Origin of the sequence: Pandoraea oxalativorans, assembly GCF_000972785.3 — a bacterium.
GTDB lineage: Bacteria > Pseudomonadota > Gammaproteobacteria > Burkholderiales > Burkholderiaceae > Pandoraea > Pandoraea oxalativorans.
On sequence record NZ_CP011253.3, the window covers coordinates 1,164,922 to 1,185,648 of the forward strand.

General features: G+C 63.8%; 21 protein-coding genes. 4 read left to right on the plus strand and 17 right to left on the minus strand.

Going from position 1 to position 20,727, the window contains the following annotated elements:
* Positions 1-2 precede the first annotated feature (2 nt).
* From MB84_RS05340 to MB84_RS05390, 10 genes are all read right to left on the minus strand, one after another.
* Positions 3-926, minus strand: coding sequence for a diiron oxygenase (locus MB84_RS05340; protein ID WP_046291024.1), 924 nt, complete (start codon positions 924-926; stop codon positions 3-5).
* Positions 927-1,141: 215 nt separating this feature from the next.
* Positions 1,142-1,618 (minus strand): DUF3050 domain-containing protein, encoded by a 477-nt coding sequence (locus MB84_RS05345; protein ID WP_084009616.1) that lies wholly within the window; start codon positions 1,616-1,618, stop codon positions 1,142-1,144.
* A gap of 40 nt (positions 1,619-1,658) precedes the next feature.
* The gene (locus tag MB84_RS05350; protein ID WP_046290953.1) at positions 1,659-2,924 is read right to left on the minus strand and encodes an IS256 family transposase; all 1,266 of its coding nucleotides are present in this window, start codon (positions 2,922-2,924) and stop codon (positions 1,659-1,661) included.
* A gap of 62 nt (positions 2,925-2,986) precedes the next feature.
* Positions 2,987-3,367 (minus strand): DUF3050 domain-containing protein, encoded by a 381-nt coding sequence (locus tag MB84_RS05355; RefSeq protein ID WP_245725485.1) that lies wholly within the window; start codon positions 3,365-3,367, stop codon positions 2,987-2,989.
* Positions 3,368-3,781: 414 nt separating this feature from the next.
* Complete coding sequence (locus MB84_RS05365; protein ID WP_245725486.1) at positions 3,782-5,410, minus strand: ABC transporter permease; 1,629 nt, start codon at positions 5,408-5,410, stop codon at positions 3,782-3,784.
* A 29-nt stretch (positions 5,411-5,439) separates the two neighbouring features.
* The gene (locus MB84_RS05370; protein ID WP_157122639.1) at positions 5,440-6,417 is read right to left on the minus strand and encodes an ABC transporter substrate-binding protein; all 978 of its coding nucleotides are present in this window, start codon (positions 6,415-6,417) and stop codon (positions 5,440-5,442) included.
* Positions 6,418-6,423: 6 nt separating this feature from the next.
* Positions 6,424-7,122, minus strand: coding sequence for an ABC transporter ATP-binding protein (locus MB84_RS05375; protein WP_046291027.1), 699 nt, complete (start codon positions 7,120-7,122; stop codon positions 6,424-6,426).
* Complete coding sequence (locus tag MB84_RS05380) at positions 7,122-8,258, minus strand: porin (protein WP_046291028.1); 1,137 nt, start codon at positions 8,256-8,258, stop codon at positions 7,122-7,124. Before MB84_RS05380 ends, MB84_RS05375 begins: the two co-directional genes overlap by 1 nt.
* 228 nt (positions 8,259-8,486) lie before the next feature.
* Positions 8,487-9,785, minus strand: a complete 1,299-nt coding sequence (locus tag MB84_RS05385; protein WP_046291029.1) for an ATP-binding protein — start codon at positions 9,783-9,785, stop codon at positions 8,487-8,489.
* Between the two features lie 41 nt (positions 9,786-9,826).
* Positions 9,827-10,549: a response regulator gene (locus MB84_RS05390; protein ID WP_425415886.1), complete on the minus strand. Its 723-nt coding sequence runs from the start codon at positions 10,547-10,549 to the stop codon at positions 9,827-9,829.
* 276 nt (positions 10,550-10,825) lie between these two features.
* Between MB84_RS05390 and MB84_RS28825 the strand changes: the two genes are divergently transcribed.
* Together MB84_RS28825 and MB84_RS05400 are read left to right on the plus strand one after the other, a co-directional pair.
* Positions 10,826-11,740: a MipA/OmpV family protein gene (locus MB84_RS28825; protein WP_052652979.1), complete on the plus strand. Its 915-nt coding sequence runs from the start codon at positions 10,826-10,828 to the stop codon at positions 11,738-11,740.
* Positions 11,741-11,782: 42 nt separating this feature from the next.
* A complete protein-coding gene (locus tag MB84_RS05400) occupies positions 11,783-12,889 on the plus strand; it encodes an SDR family oxidoreductase (RefSeq protein WP_046291031.1) in 1,107 nt (368 codons plus the stop codon).
* Positions 12,890-12,977: 88 nt separating this feature from the next.
* Here MB84_RS05400 and MB84_RS05405 read toward each other — a convergent pair whose 3' ends face one another.
* The 3 genes from MB84_RS05405 to MB84_RS05415 all read right to left on the minus strand — a co-directional run bounded on the left by MB84_RS05405 (position 12,978) and on the right by MB84_RS05415 (position 15,754).
* Positions 12,978-13,886, minus strand: a complete 909-nt coding sequence (locus MB84_RS05405) for a LysR family transcriptional regulator (protein ID WP_046291032.1) — start codon at positions 13,884-13,886, stop codon at positions 12,978-12,980.
* A 95-nt stretch (positions 13,887-13,981) separates the two neighbouring features.
* Positions 13,982-14,899, minus strand: a complete 918-nt coding sequence (locus tag MB84_RS05410) for a PfkB family carbohydrate kinase (RefSeq protein WP_046291033.1) — start codon at positions 14,897-14,899, stop codon at positions 13,982-13,984.
* Between the two features lie 63 nt (positions 14,900-14,962).
* Positions 14,963-15,754, minus strand: coding sequence for a sulfite exporter TauE/SafE family protein (locus MB84_RS05415; RefSeq protein WP_084009618.1), 792 nt, complete (start codon positions 15,752-15,754; stop codon positions 14,963-14,965).
* A 140-nt stretch (positions 15,755-15,894) separates the two neighbouring features.
* On the opposite strand from MB84_RS05415, the gene MB84_RS05420 reads away from it, so the two are divergent.
* Both MB84_RS05420 and MB84_RS05425 read left to right on the plus strand, forming a co-directional pair.
* Positions 15,895-16,791 carry a LysR family transcriptional regulator gene (locus MB84_RS05420; protein WP_046291034.1) on the plus strand — a complete coding sequence of 299 codons (897 nt, stop codon included), beginning with the start codon at positions 15,895-15,897 and terminating at the stop codon, positions 16,789-16,791.
* A 270-nt stretch (positions 16,792-17,061) separates the two neighbouring features.
* Complete coding sequence (locus tag MB84_RS05425) at positions 17,062-18,474, plus strand: methyl-accepting chemotaxis protein (protein WP_046291035.1); 1,413 nt, start codon at positions 17,062-17,064, stop codon at positions 18,472-18,474.
* 98 nt (positions 18,475-18,572) lie between these two features.
* Here MB84_RS05425 and MB84_RS05430 read toward each other — a convergent pair whose 3' ends face one another.
* The 4 genes from MB84_RS05430 to MB84_RS05440 all read right to left on the minus strand — a co-directional run bounded on the left by MB84_RS05430 (position 18,573) and on the right by MB84_RS05440 (position 20,571).
* The gene (locus MB84_RS05430; RefSeq protein ID WP_046291036.1) at positions 18,573-18,881 is read right to left on the minus strand and encodes a hypothetical protein; all 309 of its coding nucleotides are present in this window, start codon (positions 18,879-18,881) and stop codon (positions 18,573-18,575) included.
* A 497-nt stretch (positions 18,882-19,378) separates the two neighbouring features.
* Positions 19,379-19,945, minus strand: coding sequence for a hypothetical protein (locus MB84_RS05435; protein ID WP_046291037.1), 567 nt, complete (start codon positions 19,943-19,945; stop codon positions 19,379-19,381).
* Between the two features lie 172 nt (positions 19,946-20,117).
* A complete protein-coding gene (locus MB84_RS28830; RefSeq protein ID WP_039374867.1) occupies positions 20,118-20,255 on the minus strand; it encodes an entericidin A/B family lipoprotein in 138 nt (45 codons plus the stop codon).
* A gap of 109 nt (positions 20,256-20,364) precedes the next feature.
* On the minus strand, positions 20,365-20,571 hold the full coding sequence (locus tag MB84_RS05440) for a CsbD family protein (RefSeq protein WP_039400354.1): 207 nt from the start codon (positions 20,569-20,571) through the stop codon (positions 20,365-20,367).
* Positions 20,572-20,727: the final 156 nt, after the last annotated feature.

The following is a 20,727-nucleotide window of genomic DNA, read 5'->3' on the forward strand; positions in this document are numbered from 1 at the left end:
CCTCACAGGTATTGCGCGATGGCCGCGCGAGTGGGTTCGTGTTCGAGCAGCCCCGCCATCTTCAAGAACTTTCGGATGTTGACGATCATCGGGTGCTGGTTGGTGATCGGGTACGCGCCGACCATGTCGTTCGCGATCCGTTCGCGCGTGGCGGCGGGCAGATCGAGCGTGCCGATCAGGCGACGGTCGAATTCGAGTTGCAGCTCGTTCGTGAGGTATTCGCGCAGGAAGAACGGCAGGCCGCGTCCGAGTTCGATGCGCGCCGTCTCATCGATCTCCGACCAGTACAGCTTGACCAGATTGATCCAGAAGACCGAGTGGCGGCCCTCGTCGGCCAGATGGTCGGCCATGACACCCTTGACCGAACGCTTGAGCGTGGTGTCGCGCGAGAAGGCGGCAACCTCGGCTGTCACCGTGTTCTCCGAGATCGCGACGCCGAGCAGTTCCATCCCGGCGGCGTATTGCGGCGGCACGTATTCCATGGCGCGCGGAATGGCGCGCGAGAGTTCGATCTCGCGGTTTTGCTCGATGGGACCGATACCGGTACTGCGCTCGACCTGGTCGAGGTAGTCCATCGCCACGTACGCGTGGTAGTTCTCGTCGATGACAACGGACATGGCGTCGCTGCGGCACGCGAACGGAAACTCGAACGGGAAGCGCGACTTGGCGATGGCCAGCGCCGTGCGGTTGACGATCTCCGTCTCGAAGATGATGACGTCGTTGATGTACTTGTAGAAGCTTTGCAGCAGGATGTAGTCCTGCACCTCGCGCCCGGCGTCGATCACGGCGGGGTGCGCGTACAGCGGCTGACGCTCGACGGGGTAGTAGCTCAGGTCGTCGTCTTCGACGATGCGGCGCGGACGGGAACGGATCGTGGCGCGTTGTTCCCATTGGTCAGCGTGGCTGACGTAACTCTGCAATGACATGGCGTTGCCTCGGAATATGGGGGACGGTAGAAGACCTGCGGCTCAGGATTCGGATGGGAGCGCATGCGGCATGCGGTGAGGGATGTAAGGATGTAAGCGGGGCGTGTGCGGCCGACAGCACCTGCTGTCGGCCGCGCCCCTCCGGTCCCCCGACCGTCCTGCCTCATGAAACAGGTGCTCGCAAACGAATCGCGCAAACGACTTACGCGAGCGACTCAAGCAGCGACGGCTTCCTTCTGCGACGCCACGATATGTTCGTGCAGGCCGTCCCACAGACGCAGACGCTCGTCGATGGCGCGCAGGCCTGCTTCCAGGGCTTCGACCATCAGGCGCTCGTCGTTATTGGCGGCCTCCACAATCATGGCGCGCGCAGCGGGGCCGTGTTCGCCGGAGTCCACTTCGATGTGGCGTTCCAGATAGAAGGTGAGCAGCGGCACGCTCTTCGGATCGATCTGCCAGCCGTCGAGCAGCGTGCGGAACATGTCGGGAATCACGTTTTCCCGGCCGTAGAAGAAGTTGCCGAGTACCTGATGCGTCTTGCCTTCATAGCAGGTCGCAAACGTCGAGTTGACGAAGCGCAGCACCGGCGCGGGGGCGTCGACGGCGGCGAGCGCAGCGCTCACGCTATGGCCCTTGACCAGCAGGTCGATCAGCTTCTCGATCTGGCGCGTGTCGGCGCCGACGTCGCGCATGGAGTTAAAGTCAAATCTGGTGTACGGGGCGTGAGCAAGATTAGGCGGCCAGGGGCTGCTGAGCCGGTGTGCTGTCGGTCACCGGCTCTCCATCCTTGAACGTCATCCCGTCAAGCATCGTCGCGATCTTTTCGGGGGCGCGGATGCGCCGCCACGAGTCTTCGGCCGACTCGATCAGCTTGAATGCCAGGCCGAGGAACGTCGCGCGCGAGACGCAGTTACGCGTGCGCTTGGTGCGGTGACGCACCGTCGCGAAGGTCGATTCAATCGGATTCGTCGTGCGCAGATGCTGCCAGTGTTCGGCCGGGAAATCGTAAAATGCCAGCAGCTCGTCGCGATCTTGCGTCAGCTTTTCGACCACCTTCGGATACTTTGCCGAGTGGGTATCAACGAAGTGATTGAAGGCAACCAGCGCTTCGGCACGCGTGGCGGCCATCCAAATGTCCTGCATCGCCTTTTTGGCGCGGGCCTGCTGCGATTTCGGCAGCGCGTTGAGCACGTTGCCCATCTTGTGGAACCAGCAGCGCTGATGCTTGGTCTGCGGGAACACTTCTTCCATCGCTGCCCAGAATCCCATCGCACCATCTCCGCAAGCCAGCAGCGGCCCTGACTGCAGACCGCGCTTTTTCAGATCGAGCAGCAGTTCGGCCCACGACGCCTTCGATTCCCGATACCCGTCACTGATCGCCACACGCTCTTTCGTTCCGTCCGGTTTGACACCAATGATCACCAACAGGCACTGGCCGTCGGAATCGTCGCTGCGCACGCCGGTGTGAATGCCGTCAGCCCACCAGTACACCCAGCGCGCCAACGACAACTCACGCTGATTCCACTGAGCATGCTCATCGGCCCATTGCGCCTTCAGACGACTCACCACATTTGGCGACAGGCCGCTGACCTGGCCGCCCAGCATGATGCCCATGGCTTCGCTCATGTCGCCCGTCGAGATGCCTCGCAGGTACAGCCACGGTAGTGCGGCCGACACGCGTGCGGATTTGCGAACGTACGGCGGCACGACCGCCGAATTGAAGCGGATGCCCGAACCCGAGCGATCACGCACCTTCGGTACCCGAACCGGCACCGGACCGATGGCCGTGACGACTTCGCGCTCTGGTAGGTAGCCGTTGCGCACCACGGCACGCCGACCGTCGATCGACCTCACGTTGCTGTACTGTTCAAGCATGCTCGCCAGTTCCGCTTCGACTGCCTGCTCGATGATCTGCCGCGCGCCTTGCTGGATCAGTTCATCGAGCGCGCTCTTCGTTTGTGCTTTTCTGCCGTTCGTTTCTTTCATAATCTTCTTCATGGTGGTCGGGGCCGGCTCGCGCCGGCTTTGCTCGGTGTGCCTTCGACAAGCAACATTCTCAGCTAAACCGCCACCGCCTTCTCATATTTCCCAAAGCACCCCGTACACCAGATTCGACAATAGCTCTCGCGCATGGCGGCGAGGTACAGATCGAAGTGGCTCATCGGGCCTTGCGGCGTCTCGTCGCATTCTTCGCCGAGCACGATCTCGTTGATCAGACGTGCGGCATGAATATTGCGCGGTGCGATCCACGGCAGCGTGATCGTCGTGAGGTCGGCTTGCAGGCGCTTGACCAGCGACATGAAGTCCCAGACGGCAAACACGTGCCACTCCATGAACGTCTGCAAACCTTGCATCGATTCGATGGAGTGGAACACCGGGTGATGTGCAAGCGTCGCGTGATGTTCCTTGATCTGACGTTCGAGATGTTCGATCTTGTCCACGATAGGCATCCTTGTGATAACGATGTTGAAATCAACCTGTGCGAGGGGGAATGCGGCGCGACTTTCAAGTCGTCGCCCACAGGGATCAGCAAGTTCGATGCCAGCGTCTCGAAACGTAAGAATCTAGACGATTGAGGGGAATTTTCGGAGGGCGAACGGGCGTCCGCAGGCATGACACCTGTTCAGATAATGGACAGGTGTGCGCGCGGGTGTCGCGAAGGGAGGAGGTGAATCACATGCCCCGTGCAGGGCGGGGCGGGCGGCATGATGAACACCGGCTTCGGTGTTGCGGGCATGATCTCACCCGTTGCGTCGGCCGCTGCGCTGGCGTCGGTGACGACTTGGCCCGTATGAATGAAAGGGGCGCGCTGACCGGCTACCGGCAGCGCGCCCTTCGTTGCCATCGCGTCAGGATCAGGCGGCGCGCTCGCGCTTGTTTCCCAGACGCGACGCCAGCATGAGCAACGTGCCGCTCACGGCCATCGAGACGACGCCCATGGCCATGCCCTGACCGATGGAGCCCTGCTCGAACTGACGCCAGATGAAGATCGAGACCGTCTGCACGCCGCTCGGTGCGAGCAGCAGCGAGGTCACGAGTTCGCGCGACGCAATCGCAAACACGATCATCAGCGATGCGCCGAGCGCGGGCATCACCAGCGGCAGCGTGATGCGTCGCAGCGCGACACCTGCCGGTGCCCCGTGCACGCGCGCAGCGGCTTCGAGCGACGCCGCCGTCTGCCGCAGCGCAGCGCTCGTGTAGCGCACCGGATACGGCAGCAGCAGGCAACTGTATGAGAGCAGCAGAATGCCCCAGGTGTTGTAAGGCGTGACGGGCCAGAACGGCAGGTTCCACGCGAGGATCAGGCCCACGCCGACGACGATGCCCGGCAAGGCATGCGGCAACAGCGACAGGCCGTCGATCAGCACGCGGCCTCGCATCTTCGACTTCACGACGCACCACGCGCACAGAAAGCCCAACACGCCCGTGACGAGCGACGTGCCCAGCGCCAGCGACAGACTCGTCACCAACGCCTCAAGCCCTTCCGCGCCCTGACCGAGGAGCGCCGCGAAGTGCGCCGTCGTCAGGTTGGCGAGCGACAGGCCGCCCGAGAGCGTGCCCGAGAACGCCGTGGCGAGCACCGAGAACAGCGGTGCGACGGTAGCTACCAGCGCCACGAAGGCGAAGCCTAAGAGCACGAGACCTTTCCAGCGGCCCAGTTCGCGCGGAGGCGATGCGATGGGCTTGCCCGTTTGCGTTTCGAAGTCCTTGCCCGCCGCGAGCCGGTGTTGCAACACGAACGCGAGGAGTGCGAGCACCGCCAGTACGACCGACAGAATCGACGCGCCAGGCAGGTCGATCGGCCAGTCGGCGAAGCGGCCTTCGATGGACGTGACGAGTACGGAGAAACCGGCGCGCGCGCCGAGGGCGGCGGGGGCGCCGAACTCTTCGATGGCCATCGTGAACGCGAGCAACAGACTGGCCGCGAACGCTGGCAACGCGAGCGGCAGCGTCACTCGTGCGAACGCGCGCCACGCGGACGCACCATGCACGCGGGCAACATCCGCCAGCCGCGAGCCGGTGGTCGCGAGCGCGCGAGACACGGCGAAGTAGACGACGGGAAAGATGTTGAGCGTCATCACGAAGACGAGGCCCGGCAGCGAGAACAGGAACTGTCCGGCGTCCAGGCCGGTGAGCTGCTGGGCGTAACCGCCCGTTTGCAGCAGCAGCATCCAGCCGAGTGCCGCGAGATATGGCGGCACGAGAAACGGCAGGAGGAAGCACAGATCCCAGAGCCGCGCGCCCGGCACGTAGAACAGGCCGCGCACTGCACCGAGCGCACCACCGACCAGCGCCGTGCCGAGCGCCACCGACACACCGAGTCTCAGCGTATTGGTGACGAGCGGCAGCGTGCTGTCATGTGACAGCGTGGGCCAGACAGCGGAGAAGGGGGCAGCGAACGACCCCTGCGCGAGATGCGGAAAAACAGCCTGTAACAGAACGAACGCGACGGGTAACGCCACCACGACGGCGAGTGCTGCCACGGTCGCCGTCGGCAGTAGTCGGAGCGATTTCACCGTGAGTGCTGGCCGTTGAGTTTGGCGAAACGTGCGAGGACGTCGGCGCGCGAGGTGCTCGACGATTGCGCGTCGCCTTGGGGCAGCAGACGCAGATCCCTGAACGACGCGCGCTTGATGGCGATGTCTTCGCGGGCCGGAATCAGCCACGCTTCGGCGACCATCTGCTGGCCTTCCTCCGAGAGCACGTAATCGATGAACTGGCGCGCTTCGTTCTGCTGCTTCGACGTGTTCAGAATCATCATGGGACGCGGCGCGATGACCGTGCCGCTCGTCGGGAAGATCACCTTCACGGCTTCGCCCTGTGCGGCGGCGGCATAGGCGACGTAGTCGACTGCACCGAACACGGCGGCCTTCGCACCTTGCAGCACCGGGTTGAGCGCCTGAGCGTTCGGGCCGGACACCACCATGCCGTTTTGCTTCAGATCGTCGAACAGCTTCCACGCCTCGCTGCCCAGACGCGCTTGCAGACCCAGCAGCAGATCGGCGGACGCACCCGAGAGGGCCGGGTCAGGCATCGTCACGAGATTGCGGTAGACGGGCTTGGTCAGATCGCGCCAGTCATGCGGTTCCGGCGTGCCCGACCTGGCGTTCCAGACGATGCCGAGCGCGGAGAGGCCTTGCGCGACGTAATGCGTCGTCTTGAACGGGGTCGGCACGCGCGAGGCGTTGGCACTCTGAAACGGGGCGAGCCAGCCGCGCTTTTCGAGATCCTGCGCGGTGTCCCACGAGGCCGAGATAAGCACGTCGGCACGCGGGTTGGCCTGTTCGGCTTCGATGCGCGCCATCACCTTGCCGGTCGTGGCTTGAAATACATCGACTTTGATGCCGGTCTTCTTCTCGAAACCTGCAGCGAGCTTCTTGCTGAGGTTGCCGGGGCCGGCGGTATAGACGGTCAGCGCGTGCGCGTGCTGAACGCCAACGCTTGCAGCAAAGGCCATGGTGAGTGTCGCGATAATTTTGCGGTGGAGCATTATGGGCTACCTCGTAATACGTTTGTCAACGCGCCCGTGGGCGAGGATCACGATCTGGTCGGCCAGCGCCTCGGCTTCTTCACGGTCATGAGTGACATAGACGGCGGTGGTGCCAAGGCGCGAGAGCAGCGCGCCGATATCGGCGCACAAACGCGTGCGCAGATCGCGGTCGAGGTTGGATAGCGGTTCGTCGAACAGCAGCAGGCGCGGCGCCGAGACGATGGCGCGCGCGAGGGCAACGCGCTGCTGCTGGCCGCCGGAGAGCGCCTGCGGGCGGCGGGCGCCCAGACCGGCAAGGCCAACGAGCGTGAGCGCCTCGTCGACGCGCTCGGCGCGCTCCGTGCGCTTCACACCGCGCATCTCGAGCGGGAACGCGACGTTGGCGGCCACACTCATGTGCGGCCACAGGGCGTAGTCCTGAAAGACCATGCCGAGCGAGCGCAGCTCGGGGGCGTGGCAGACGCTGGCGCTGGCGACAACGGTATCGTCGAAACGGATTTCGCCCCCGGTGGGGGCGAGCAGACCGGCGAGCAGTTTGAGCAGCGTGCTCTTGCCGCATCCGGAGGGGCCGAGCAAAGCGGTCGTGGTGCCGGCCGGGACATCGATGTCGATGCCGTCGAGCACGCGCGCTGCACCGAAAGTCTGGTGCAGCGCGCGCAGCGACACGGCGACGCCTTGCGGCGCAGGCAGAGCGTCGCTCGTCATCAGAACGTGTGCTTGATACCGGCCATCGTGCCGAACTGGTTCTTCCCGGCGATGACGTTGGTGCCGAAACCGTTCAGACCGAGATCGGAGCCGTTGCGGTTCACGACGTAGCCCATGTTGACGTAGACGTCCGTACGCTTCGAGAAGCTGTAGTCGGCGCTGACCTGGAACGACAGCGGGTCGCGGTTCGTGCCGTAGAAGTCCTGATACATGGCGGTGGCCGACAGGTCGAGCGCCGGCGTGGCGTGCCAGGTGGAGCCGATCCAGTAGTAGCTCGACGCTTCCACCGGACTCTTGTTCAGGGCCGAGAGGTGGATGGCCTTGGCGTTCAGGTAACGGTAGCCGACGTAAAGATCGACGCTTTGCAGCGAGTACTGCACGGCCGCCGCGATACGGCGGTCCATGTTGCCTTCATAGCCACCGACCTTCGAGGTCATGGCTGCGTTGGGCAGGGTCGAGCCGCCGTTTTTCTGGTCGTAAGCGATCACGAACGAGAGCGGGCCGTTGGCGTAGCGCACGCCAGCGTCGACGACTTGCGCGCGACGGTTGTCGCCCGGCGTGGTGCTGGCCGCGCCGAAGCTCACATCGTCGTACCCCTTCGAGTACTGGACCATCGCTTCGAAGTCGCCGACTTTGGCGCTGTAGCGAAGGCTGTTGTCGAGACGGTCGGAGAACGCCGTGTCCTGCATCTTGATGGCGTACACGGCGTTGTTGAGCGGGTTGAACTTGCTGACCCAGTCGAGGAACACACCGCCCTGGCGGCCGATCGTGACGGTGCCGAACGACTTGTTCGACAGGCCGACGTAGGCCAGACGACCGAATTCGCGGCCGCCCTGAAGCGATTGGCCGTTACCGAGGTTGAAGCCGTTTTCGAGCAGGAACAACGCTTTGTTGCCGCCACCGAGGTCTTCGGCGCCCTTCAGGCCCCAGCGCGAACCGGCGAGGTTGCCCGATGTGACGCGTGTGAGACTCACGGCGCTGCCCGCAGTGTTCTTGTCGGCGTTGGTGAGGAATTCGACGCCCGAGTCGATCAAGCCGTAGAGCTGAACGTTTGACTGGGCCAGAGCGGGCATGGGCAGGCTGCTGGCGAACGCCAGGCAGCACCCTGCCGCCGCGATGCGGAGGTTGGGTTTCATTTCAAGGTCCTCTTTGGGATTAAATTGAGCCGCCAATGTAAGCGGCCAACATGTCGCGAACATGACAATGTGTCGTCGTCCGAAAGAGGGGGCTTGCTAGATGCGCAACAACGCAGAGGGGCAGGCAGAGGGGAGATGTGGGAGCCGCGTTATTTATTTGCAAAAACTCAAACGATCACAGCAGTTTCTGCAAATAAACAACGCAGGCGACAAGAAGATTGTGCGCTGTCAGGCGGGCGGTGCTGGCAACGTGATCGTGAAGCGGGCGCCGCCGAGTGGCGAGGTGTCGACGCGCACGCGGCCGCCGTGGAGCAGGGCGATGCGACGCACAATGGCCAGACCCAGGCCGAAGCCGCCCGTCGCGCGGTTGCGGCTGCTGTCCAGGCGGTGGAACGGCTCGAAGATGCGGGCTCGCTCGGCTGTCGGGACCCCCTCACCATCGTCGTCGACGTAAATCATCACCTCGCCGTTCTCGCATGTCCGCGCGCCGCAGACGATGCGTCGCGACGTATGCCGCATCGCATTGTTGAGCAGGTTCTGTACCGCACGCGCCATCAGCTTGGGCTCCACCTCCACACGATCCGCGCCCGGCTCGGCGGCGATGTCCAGCGCAATCGAGCGCGTCGCCAGCACCTCCGTGCAATTCGCCGCAAGGCTGTCGAACATCAGGCGCAACGACACCGTCTGTCGCATCGGGGGCGCCGTGATCTGGTCGAGTCGCGCCAGCGAAAGCAACTCCGTTACCAGTTCGTCCAACTCGCGGATATCGCCCTTGAGTGCGTTGATCCGGTCGTCTGCGTCCGGTTCCTGACGCCGTTGCTGCAAGATCTCCAGCCCGAAATCCAGTCGCGCGATCGGTGTGCGCAACTCGTGCGACACGGCATTGATCATGTCTTTCTGCGCTTTGATGGACCGCTCGATACGGTCGGCCATGGTGTTGAACACGCGCACCAGCGCGGTCAGATTCGAAAATCGCGACACCTTGGCACGTGAGCTGAAATCGCCTTCGCCGAAGCGAATTGCCGCGCGATTGAGCGATTGCAGATCGGACCAGTACCAGCGCACCCAGGTCAACACGGAGATCAGCATGAGTACGGCCACCACGGCATAGGCAAGGTAGTTGATCTGTTTCATGCTCAGATCGGTCCCGCTTGCCGAAGTCAGAACCCACTGCGAGTTGCGCAGGCGCATGGCGTAGTGTTCGCCGTCGGTGCCGTTCACGATGGGCAGCCCCGCTTCGAGATCCTGGCGAAGGTACTCGCGCTCTACCGGTAAGTCCTTGAGCGGTTGCAGGGTCAGGATGTCCTGTGTCTTCGACGCAAATTCGCTCACGAATTTCGGCCACTCGGATTCCGGAATCTCACCGAGCTTCTCATTGATCAGCCATGCATAACCGCCCAGTTGCATCTGCGCCGAGCGGTTCATGGTGTCCAGAAACAGATGACCGAACGTGTAGGTGATGAGCAGAATCGACGCCACGATAGAGATGCCGACCAGCGCGTACAGCTTCAATAGGACGCGAAACATGCCCCAGTTCTCCCTTGCATTCCAGTGGGCATTGATACCCTTCAACTTTCCCAGGCCGAGGGGCTGAAAAGATAGCCCCGGCCCCAAACCGTCTTGATGCGCTGCGGTTCACCGTCCGTGTCTTCGAAGCGTTTGCGCAACCGGTAAATGCCCACGTCCACGGTGCGGTCGATGCCGTCGAATTCGATGCCACGCAACTGCTGGAGGATCTCGTCGCGCGTAACGACTCGCCCTGCGCCGCGCGCCAATATCAGGAGAAGACTGAACTCATTGGACTTGAGCTCGACCGTTGCGCCGCGCCAGAACACCATTCGGTCGCGTGGCACGATGCGCAACTGGCCGAACGCGAGTCCGTCGTCGTTCTCGATCTCCAGCTCGGTGCTCGGCACGACACGCCGTAACAGCGCCCGAAGTCGCGCCAGCAGCAAACGCGGCTCGACCGGCTTGACGACGTAATCGTCCGCCCCGACTTCCAGACCCGCCACCTGATCGTAGGTGTCTTCGCGCGCAGTGAGAATCAGGATCGGCGTGGCGCTCACCGCACGCAACTGGCGGCAAATTTCCATGCCGTCCATTCCCGGCAGCATCAGATCGAGGATCACGATGTCCGGCGAAGACGCGCGAAACCGCTCCAGCGCGCGCGAGCCGTCGCCCACGACTATTACTTCGAAGCGGTAAGCGTGCAGATACTCGGTAACGAGTGCGGCAAGGCGTGCATCGTCTTCGACCAGCAAGACTCGATACATGGTCGTTATTCCTGTCAATTTTTCTGTGCCACCTGGTTTTCCACGTCCGGCTTCCAGCGCCCGATGCCCGGAAGCACTCCCGTGAGGCGCATTTTACTGCCCCGGATGCCCGTCAGGCGGGCGTTTCAAACCTGCGAACAAATGAAAACATTTGTTCACAACTCTCCTAAATCGGATAACAGCCACGCGAAGGCTTCTTGCCTACCATGCGTTCAACTTGCGATCCGTGCGCAGATCGCAATGCCAAGTTCCGATTTCCCAGTGCCGAAACACATCGAATTTTGTAGGAGTGCCATGAAAAGCCGTCTCGCCAGCCCCCTCCGTCGTCTTCGCGACCATCGAAGCCATTGCGGCAACCGCCATTTGCGTCCTCTCGTGGCAGTGGCGGCAGCCGGGGCGGCGAGCGTGCTGTTCGCTGGTGCCGTATCGTCCGCCTTCGCGGTCGAACCCGCGCGATACAGCGGCATTCAGCCTGACCAGAGTCTGCCCACGAACGCGGCGGATAGCGGCTACGAATTTACCCTCGGCGGCGGCGTGGGTGTCTCGCCGCGCTACATGGGCAGCGACGAATATCGTGCGACGCCCGCGCTGAACCTTGCGCTGCAAACGCCTTTTGGCGTGTTCATCGGCCTGAGCGGCATCGGCTATCGCCTGTCGCTGCCCGCCGGCTTCTTCGTATCTGCGGCACTGTCCTATGACGACGGACGCAAGGACGACCCCAAAGGGCTCGACTCCGGTTCGAAGAAGCTGCGCGGCATGGGCGACATCAAGGGCTCGCTGTTCACCACGCTGCAAGCTGGCTACACGATCAGCGATCTTGCGGTCGTGAGTGTTGCAACCGATATTCCGCTGACCAACCGCGATCGCGGCAACATCTACCGCTTCGCGGTCGATAGCGTGGTCTACAAGTCGGCTACCGATTCCGTCGGCATCGGCGCGAGCGCGCACTTCGCCAGCGGCAAGTACGCCCAAACCTATTTCGGCGTGACGGCCAACCAGAGCCTGAACTCCGGCTTCGGCCAGTATGCGCCCGGCGGCGGCCTTTACGGCGTGAGCCTGACGGCGAACTGGACGCACAAATTCACCAAGCACTGGAGCACGACGGTCGCGGGTGGCGTGATGCGCTACACCGGTAACGCGGCCAAGAGCCCCGTCGTCTTCAACAAGACCAACTATCAGGCCGCGGCCACGCTCGATTACACGTTCTGATCGGGCGATCTGCGACGCATATCGTTCTGTGAGGCCATCGCCATGCGAATTCTCGTCACCGGCAGTACCGGTTTTGTAGGCGGCGCCGTTGTCGCCCAACTTCTGAAGGACGGCTTCGGTCCGTCGTTGTTGCTGCTCGTGCGTGCGCGCTCGAGCAGCGACGGTCTTGCCCGTGTACGCGCCGCAATGGACCGTTTTCGCGTGGCACCCGTGCATCGGCTGACGCTCACCGAAACGAACATCGTTTGCGGCGATCTGGCGCAGCCGGTGACGTTCGTCGACGACCCGCGCATGCGTCGCGTCACGCACGTCATTCACGCCGGGGCGATTGCGAGCTTCTCGGCGCATCCGCAACTCGATACCGTCAACGTGACCGGGACGTTGGCACTGGCGCGCGCGGTCGCGGCGTCGCCGGTGCTGGAGCGGTTCGTTCACGTCGGCACCGCCATGGCGTGCGGGGACGCGTTGTCCGGCTTGGTGAAGGAGTCGCACGAGCTGGCGCTCGCGGATCATCAGGTGGTGGCCTACACGGCGTCGAAGGCGGAGGCCGAGCGGCGTCTGCGCAGCGAGTGGCCAGCCCTGCCGCTGGTGATCGCGCGACCGTCCATCGTGGTGGGGCATACCCGCCTCGGGTGTGAGCCGTCGGGCAGCATTTTCTGGATGTTCCGGATGGTGCAGTTGCTGGGCGCGTTCACGTGCGGGCTCGACGACCGTCTGGACGTCGTGCCGGTCGATTACTGCGCCGATGCGCTCATCGATCTCGCGTTCCTGCCCGGACTGCGTCACGATCTGTATCACGTGTCGGCGGGCGAGGGCAGTGCGCGCACGATTCGCGAAATCGAGGCGGCGCTGGCCAGAGCGCGCGGCGTGGCGCCCCTTGGCGAGCGCTTCCGCCACATTGGCGACGCGGAGATCGACCGGCTGACGCCTGCGTTGGCGCGTCAGTTAGGGCATGGCAACAGCCGTCTGATGGCGAAGGCGTTGCATCGCTACGGCGCGTTCGCGGCGCTCGATTATGTGTTCGACAACCGTCGTCTGCTCGGTGAGGGTACGCCCCCGCCGCCCGCAGTGACCGATTATCTGGACGTGTGCGTGCGGTCGTCGGAAGCGACTTCCGTTGCAGAACAGATGGCGTGGGATTTCAAATGAGGCCGTAGGAGATCGGCCTGACGCGCCGGTCCGGTTCTTAGCGATGCGACGAGTGCCGTGCGGCGCACGATGGGGTCGTTGTCACGTGTCACCGCATCGGGGCCGGATCGGCAGCGTCCCCCGCAAAACACTGGGCAAGAAAGCGCTCGGTGGGACGCGACAACGCGTCGGCATGCGGCACGAGCGCGGTGAGCAGACGCTTGAGGCCGTGTGGCGGATCGATGCGCACCGTGGCAAGCGCCGCGTCTTCGTGACGCATCGACATGGCCGACACGAAGCCCACGCCCATACCGGCGCGAACGGCTTCCTTGATACTCTCCACCCCTGCGAGTTCGAGTGCCACGCGCGGCTCCAGTCCCGATACCGAGAAGGCGCGCGCCACCAGCGCTCGCACGCCAGACCCGGGTTCTCGCATGATCAGAGGATAGGCCGCGATGCTCTGCAACGACGCGCCCGCCGGATGCTGTGCAAGCGGATGATCGGCGCGCGCAATCGCCACGATCTCGTCGTCGCGCCACGGACGCACCGCAATCTCAGGAGCCAACCCCGGCGGCACCGCACCCTCGATAAAGGCGACGTCGAGCCGGTCGAGCTGCGCCACGATCTCGCTCGTGTTGCCGTCGACGATATGCAGCGCGACTGCCGGGTAGCGCTGATGGAATTCCGCGATGACGTACGGCAACAGATAGCTCGCGGGCGTCGTACTCGCGCCAATCCGCAACACGCCCGTCTCCAGTCCCCGCAAGCTGTCGCGCAACGCCATCGCCTGACGGTAGTCCTGACGTAGTTTGTTTGCGTAGACGGCCACCTGTTCGCCTACCGCGGTCAAACGGATACCGCGACCGTCACGCCGGTAAAGCGGCTCGCCGAACGACTCCTGCAACAGCCGCAACTGGCCGGAAACGGCAGGCTGCGACAGGTGCAACGCTTGCGCCGCATGGCTGATGTTGCCCAGTTCGGCCACCGTCGCGAAGGTCAGCAATTGGTCGGGCGTCATGTCGTGGAATGTATCGGCTGAAGTGATGATTGGCTCTCATCATAGCCAGTATTCGGATGATTGACTGGGCGATTGTGTCTGCATCGCGCCGGAAGTCAGGTCCGGGCGAGCGCTTCGACGTCGTCCCAGGCGGGCGCGTGGGCGCCGGTGCGGGTGCAGGCCAGCGCGGCGGCTGCCGCAGCACGGCGCAAATGCATGGCGAGCGGTGCGTCCGGCATCCGGGATAGGCTGGCCAGCCAGCCACCGATCGCGGCGTCGCCTGCGCCCACGGTGTCGGCGACTTCGACGTTGAATGCAGGATGGGTGAGGGCACCGCCGTCCGGCAGCAGTAAACGCACGCCGCGCACCCCATCCGTCAACAGAATCTGGGCCTGCGGGGCGATGCGACGCACGTCGGCGAGGGCGTCGTCATCGGTATGCGTCGGGTAGAGGCCGCGCAAATCTTCCACCGATAGCTTGAGCCACGTCGAGAGTCCCGCCATGCGACTGAACGTGGCGAAGTACGCCGGTCCCATCAGATTTCGAAGATTCGGATCGAAGCTGATTGCGACACCGGTGTCGTGCAACGTTTGTGCGATGGTGAGCAGCGTGCTCGCCAGCGGCTCCCGCACGAGACTGATGCAGCCGAAATGTGCGACGCGTGCGGCACGCTGCCAGCCGACGGGCAAAGCCGCCGGATCGAATGCCAGATCGGCTGCGCCTTCACCGAGAAAGAAGTAGGCGGGCGGATCGTGCCGGTGCACGACGGCCACGAGCGGCGGGGCATCGACGGCTTGCCAGTAGCGCTCGTCCAGCCCGGCCTCGCGGGAGAGCGCGAGCAATTCGGTGCCGAACGGGGCATGCGTGCTGATCGCGCCGCCGTAGCCCGTCGCCACGCCCATGGCCGCCGTCACCCGGGCGACGTTCCAACACGCACCGCCCGCACGGCTGATCCATTGACGAGCGTCGCGATCCGGTTGACGGATCAGATCGGTGAGGGCTTCGCCAAAGACGAGCAGGGCGGGCAGGGACATGAGCGGCGCGTCGCGTAAGAATGGCCGTCAGCATACCCGCATACCCGCTTGTTGGCGCGACGTTTACCGACTGCGTATCAGCAACGCGATGCCTGCGGCCAACACCACGAGACTCACTGCGCGAACGAACTGCTGGCGCGAGAGCCGCAGCGTGATGTGTTTGCCGAGCCACATGCCGACCACCATCGCGGGGACGAGCGAGACGGCCGTCACCAGCATCGACACGTTGGCGTAGACGCCCGCGAGCAGGAACAGCACAGCGCGCGCGAGCGTGCTGAAGCCGATGAGCGTCGCCTGCGTCACGCGCATCGCCTCCACGCGCTCCAGTCGACTCGTCAGATAGATGGCGAAGACGAAGCCCCCACTGCCGAACATCGCCCCGAACATCCCCCCCACCGCGCCGAACGGAATCGCCCAGGCCTGTGACAGACGCGATTTCGCGCGCGGCCCGATCAGCGAAAACACCGCATAAGCGCACACAAACCACGCTAGCGCCCTGAGCGGCACTTCCGGTTGCAGTCGCAACAGCAGCGCACCGCCCGCGAGGCTGCCGATCACGATGGCGGGCAGCAGACGTCGCAACTCGCTCATATCGCCGGCGTGGGCATTGCGCATGACATTGCCCGACGCCGCACTGAAGTCGAGCAGTGCGAGCATCGGCACGATCTGCGCGACAGGCATTGCGTAAGCCAGGATGGGACTGGCGACGAGCGCCGTGCCGAAGCCAGCGACGCCGAAAATCACATAGGCGACGACGAGCGCTGCGCTCATGAGCAGCCAGTGGCCGGGCGTGGGAAGGGCCGCAGTGACTGAGCCGAGTGCGTCGAGCGGTGAGGTGGCGAGCGTTGCGAGCATGGTGGCGGCGTTCGGATTCGATGCGCAATGTGCTCGGGAACAGGCCGGGGAGCACGTGGGATTTCCGTCAGCATAGGGCCGCGTGCAGGCGTCGCGCCAATATAGAATGTGGCGATGTTCGATCTCGAAACGGCATAGTCATGGTGTCGCTGCGGCAGTTGCGTTATTTCCTGGAAGTGGTCGATGCGGGCGGGTTCAGCGCGGCGGCGGAGCGTCTGTTCGTCGCGCAGTCGGCGTTGAGCCGCCAGATCTCCGAGCTTGAGAAGGCGTTGCAGGCGGTGTTGCTCGAGCGCTCGTCCAAAGGTGTGACGCTCACCCCGGCAGGACGCACGTTCGTCACTGAGGCGAGACGCGTGCTGACCGAACTCGAAGGCTCCATCGCGCTCACGCGCAGCGTCGCGCGCGGCGAGCAAGGCAGCGTGCGGGTCGCCCATTCCAGTTCCGTGCCGTTCGCCGGAGGACTGCCCGTGGCGTTGCGTGCCCACCTGCAGGCGAACTCGGGCGTCACCGTCGAGGTCTCGACGCTGTCTTCAGAACAACAACAGGACGAAGTCGAAGCCGGGCGCATCGACCTGGGGCTGGTGCGATTGCCTGTGCTGCGCCCCGCGCCGTCGCTCGTTTGCGAGACGATTGCCCGCGAGCGCTTGTTGCTGCTGGTGGCGAGCGATCATGCGCTGGCAGGCGTGGCATCGGTGAGCGTGGCGGCGCTCGCTGCCGAGCCGTTCGTGTCGTTGCCGCATCGCGAGCGCGGTGGACTGAGCTACCGGGTCGCGCAACTGTGTCAGCAACACGGCTTCTTTCCAAGGGCGGCGGCGGCAACGTCGCGAAAGGCAACCCTCGTCAATCTGGTCGCGGCTGGCTTCGGTGTAGCGATCGTGCCCGAGAGCCTCGCGGCGCTTGCCGGGCCGGACGTGCGCCGGGTTGCGCTCGACGACGCGAATGCCGAGAGCGAAGTCGCGTTGCTACGCCGCCGTGACGCGGGCGGGCTGGTCGTGGCGCTGGCCGATGCGCTGGCGGGGGCGTTGAAAGCGCCTTGACGGCATGTCGTGCCCGGCAGTAAGTCCCGCGTAAGCCGTGCGTGAGAGGGTGCCCGTATAAACGTCGAAAAGTAAAGAAACCGGGGGCGAATCGCGCGAAGAAACTCTCAAGTCCGCCGTTTTTTCTCCCGTTATACTTTCGGACACCGGGTAAAAAGAATACCCATACGTGTGGCGCAGACGTCGATCCGGCGTTTTACGTTTTGGCAGTTCCGGCGACCGTCTCGCCCTCGTCATAACAAGCAGATCAGAGATGCGAGGAGACTGACGATGGGGCTATTCACGCGCTCAAGGGGAGCGGGGCAGACCGTCAACATCATGAACGAGGTGGCGGCCAACGCCGGCACCCTCGGTGTGGAGTTGTGCGATATCGCGGGCAACGTCGACGAAATCGCCGTTCGCATCAAGCGTCAGGCCGAAGTGTTTCAGGAGCTTCGCCGCGCCGCGACCGATACCAGCGAAGGGAATCAGCGTATTGCCGAAGCGGCGCGCGAAGCCCGCGACGTGGCCGATCGCGCCAGTGCGGAAATCTCGGCATCGCGCAGCACGGCCGACGCGTCGCTCGCGTCGATTCACGGGCTTGTGGAAGGCGTTTCCGGGATGGCGGACGAAATCTCCGGCCTGCGCGAAGCGCTCGATCACGTCGGCAAGGTCGCCGAAGGCATCTCCGTCATCGCGCGCCAGACCAATCTGCTCGCCCTGAATGCCGCTATCGAAGCCGCGCGGGCCGGTGCGGCCGGACGCAGCTTCGCCGTCGTGGCGACCGAGGTCAAGCTGCTCGCGAGCAAGACGGCCGAGGCCACGCAGCAAATCGAACACACGCTGGCGGCGCTCAGCGAGCGCACCCAGCGTCTCATGCGTGAGAGCAACGCCAACGTTGCGCGTGCCAACGACGCGCGAGAAGGCACCCGGGCCATCGCCAGCGTCATCGAGACGGCTGGCACGGCGCTCGATACGTTCGACCGGCAGGCCGGACAGATCGCACAAGCGAGCGAAGCCATCGAAAACGAATGCAACACGCTCGCCGCACACGTCGACGAAATGGCGGATGGTGTGACGCATTCCGCCGAACACGTCGAGCGCGCGCGCGAGCGGATCAACGGTCTGCTGTCGGTGTCGGAGCATCTGATCGGTCTCATTGCGGAAGCCGATGTCGAGACGGAGGACACACCGTTCATTCGAGCCGTGCGTCGCGCGGCCAAGCAGGTCGGCGAAAGCTTCGAAGCGGCCCTTGCGAAGGGCAAGATCAGCGAGCAGGAATTGTTCGACCGTCGCTACGAACCGATTCCGGGCTCTAATCCGCAGCAGTTGATGGCGCGCTTTACACGCTTTACGGACGAGACGCTGCCTGCGATTCAGGAACCGTTGCTCGGCATGAACGAGCGCATCACGTTCTGTGCGGCGGTCGATGAAAACGGCTATCTGCCGACACACAACCGCAAGTTCTCGCAAGCGCCGACGAACGATCCCGTGTGGAACGCCGCGCACTGTCGCAATCGACGGCTGTTCAACGATCGCACCGGCGCTGCGGCAGGGCGCAACACCAAGCCGCTGTTGCTGCAAACGTATCGTCGCGATATGGGGGGCGGGGAGTTCGTGGTGATGAAGGATGCGTCCGCGCCAATTTATGTGAACGGGCGTCACTGGGGCGGCTTCCGGATCGCGTACCGGGTGGCACGCTAGACATTGCTGGGGACTTTCCTTCCTCATAAACGAAACGCGCCGCCGACTTCTCAGTCGGCGGCGCGTTTCGTTTCGGCGTTCGGACGGGGCGCCGTCGATCAATACCCGTACCAGCGGCCATGACGCCAGTAACCGCGGCCGTAGCCGCCGTAACCGTACGGACGACCGTAGTATGCCGGGGGCGGACCATAGTAGACGGGGGCCGGGGCGACATAAACGGGCGGCGGTGCAACGTAGACCGGCGGAGGCGGCGCAACGTAGACCGGTGCCGGTGCATAGACCGGCGCCGGTGCGATCAGCGGTACGCCAATACCGATACCGACCGAAACGTGTGCCTGCGCCGTCCCGATCGCACCCGCGGCGAGCGCGACCCCGGCGATAGCAAGGGCGGCAAACTTGGTTTTCATGACATTTCTCCTGCGGACTTGGCAGCGTACTGATGACAGCGCCCGAGCGGCACCATGCCGTTCGACGCGCCTGGTGCCCGCCGGCACCCTGGTTCGTCAGATTCTCTGGCTTTACTTTACTGAAGTTCCGAAACGCGGGCGCGACGCAATTGTTGCAAAGTATGCGAAGCCATCCGGTGTGGGGAACGTTCGGGCGTAGAAAAGCGGCCGCCAAACGTGAAAATCAGGCCTCTATTCTATTCAAAATCAACGCTTTGCGCTCGTTTCGGTTGACATCGCTCCAAGCGGCGGAAGACGGTGCGCCGCGCGTGTCGCGCGACACTTGTTACATTCATTTACATGCGACGCCCCGGCCTGTGGCGCAAAAACACCGGGCGAATGCCGCTTGCGCAACATTCGCCCGGTGCCGACGTCCGGCGCACACCCGTAGTGACGGTCCGTGACGCCTCCTCCTCCCTGCTAAACCTGCTGTCGTTCCAATCGATATCGACGGTGCCTTACTGGTGGTAGCGCGACTTGGCGTCCGCCACACAGCTGTCCTTGCTATTGCCCGTCAGGCTGTCGCAACGCTCGATCGCGGCCTTGTACTGGGCCTTGTTGGCATCGGCGTTGGCGTCCTGACGCGCCTCCACGGTGTCCTTGGACGATTCGCGGCTCGTACGCATGACCTTGGCATCACCGTAGGCCTTGGTCTTGGCGGCGTCGGCGTCCTTCACGCACACATCCTTGTCGTTGCCCTTCTTGTCGTCGCAACGCAGCTTGGCGACGCTGTAATCGGCGTCGGCCTTGGCGATGGCGGCATCGTAACGGGCCTTCGGCGTTTGCTTGTAGTCGGCTTCCGCGTTGGCCTTGGCGATCTTCTCCTTGCCCTTCGCATCTTCCACACAAATCTTCTTCGCGTTGTCCTTCATGTCGTCGCAACGCGCAGCGGAGGCCTTGTAGTCGGCTTCGGCCGATTTCTGGGCGGCGTCGTAACGGTCCTTGGCCGCGGCATCGGCGGCGCTGGCCGCCGTTGTGCCGAACATGCCTGCCGCCGCGATGCAGGCGCAGGTCAGGACGTTCATAGCGATTCGATGTGACATCTCAAAGTCCTCCTAGTCTGGGGATTGGGCGAGCGTTGGGGCGACGCCCGGACGGCATGGCGATTGCGTCATGCGCCGCGCGTCGCGTATCGGGGGGATGTCGATGCTGCCGGGTGCTGCGCGCCGGTGTGGGTGCGCACCGGCCGATGCCGCGTTACTTGTTGCGGTCGGCCGCGCCCTGAATGGCTTCGCCGCCCTTTTCAACGTCCTTGCCTGCGCCGTGAATAGTGTTGCAACCGGCCAGGCCCAGTGCGAAGCCCGAAAGCAGTGCGATGGCGATCAATCGTTTCATTTTGAATTCTCCTTGGAGAGATGATGTCGTCCGAAGCGCATAGGACGCGCGAGGGGGGAGGCGCCAGCCCGACCTCCCGGTCGGCCTGGCTCACGCGAGTGCCGTTGGCTTACCAGAGCTTGTGCTGGTTGTTCCAGGTGTCGACTTCCTTCTCGGCATCGGCCTTGGCCTTGCCGTAGCGCTCCTGAATCACACCGACGAACTTGTCGCGATTGCCTTCGATCTTCAGCAGATCGTCGTCGGTCAGATTGCCCCACTGCTTCTTCGCTTCGCCCTTGAGCTGGTTCCACTTGCCCTTGATCAGATCCGAGTTCATAAACCACTCCTCAGTGTTGGGTTAGTTCAGGTGCTTCTGCGGGGAGTCCGCGATTCCGTTATCTGGCGCACACCGCACGGTGTGCGCACGGAAGCCCACAATCCGCGCCCTTCGGGGCGTCGGCAGGTGATTCCATGGTAGGGAGTGCGAAGTGTT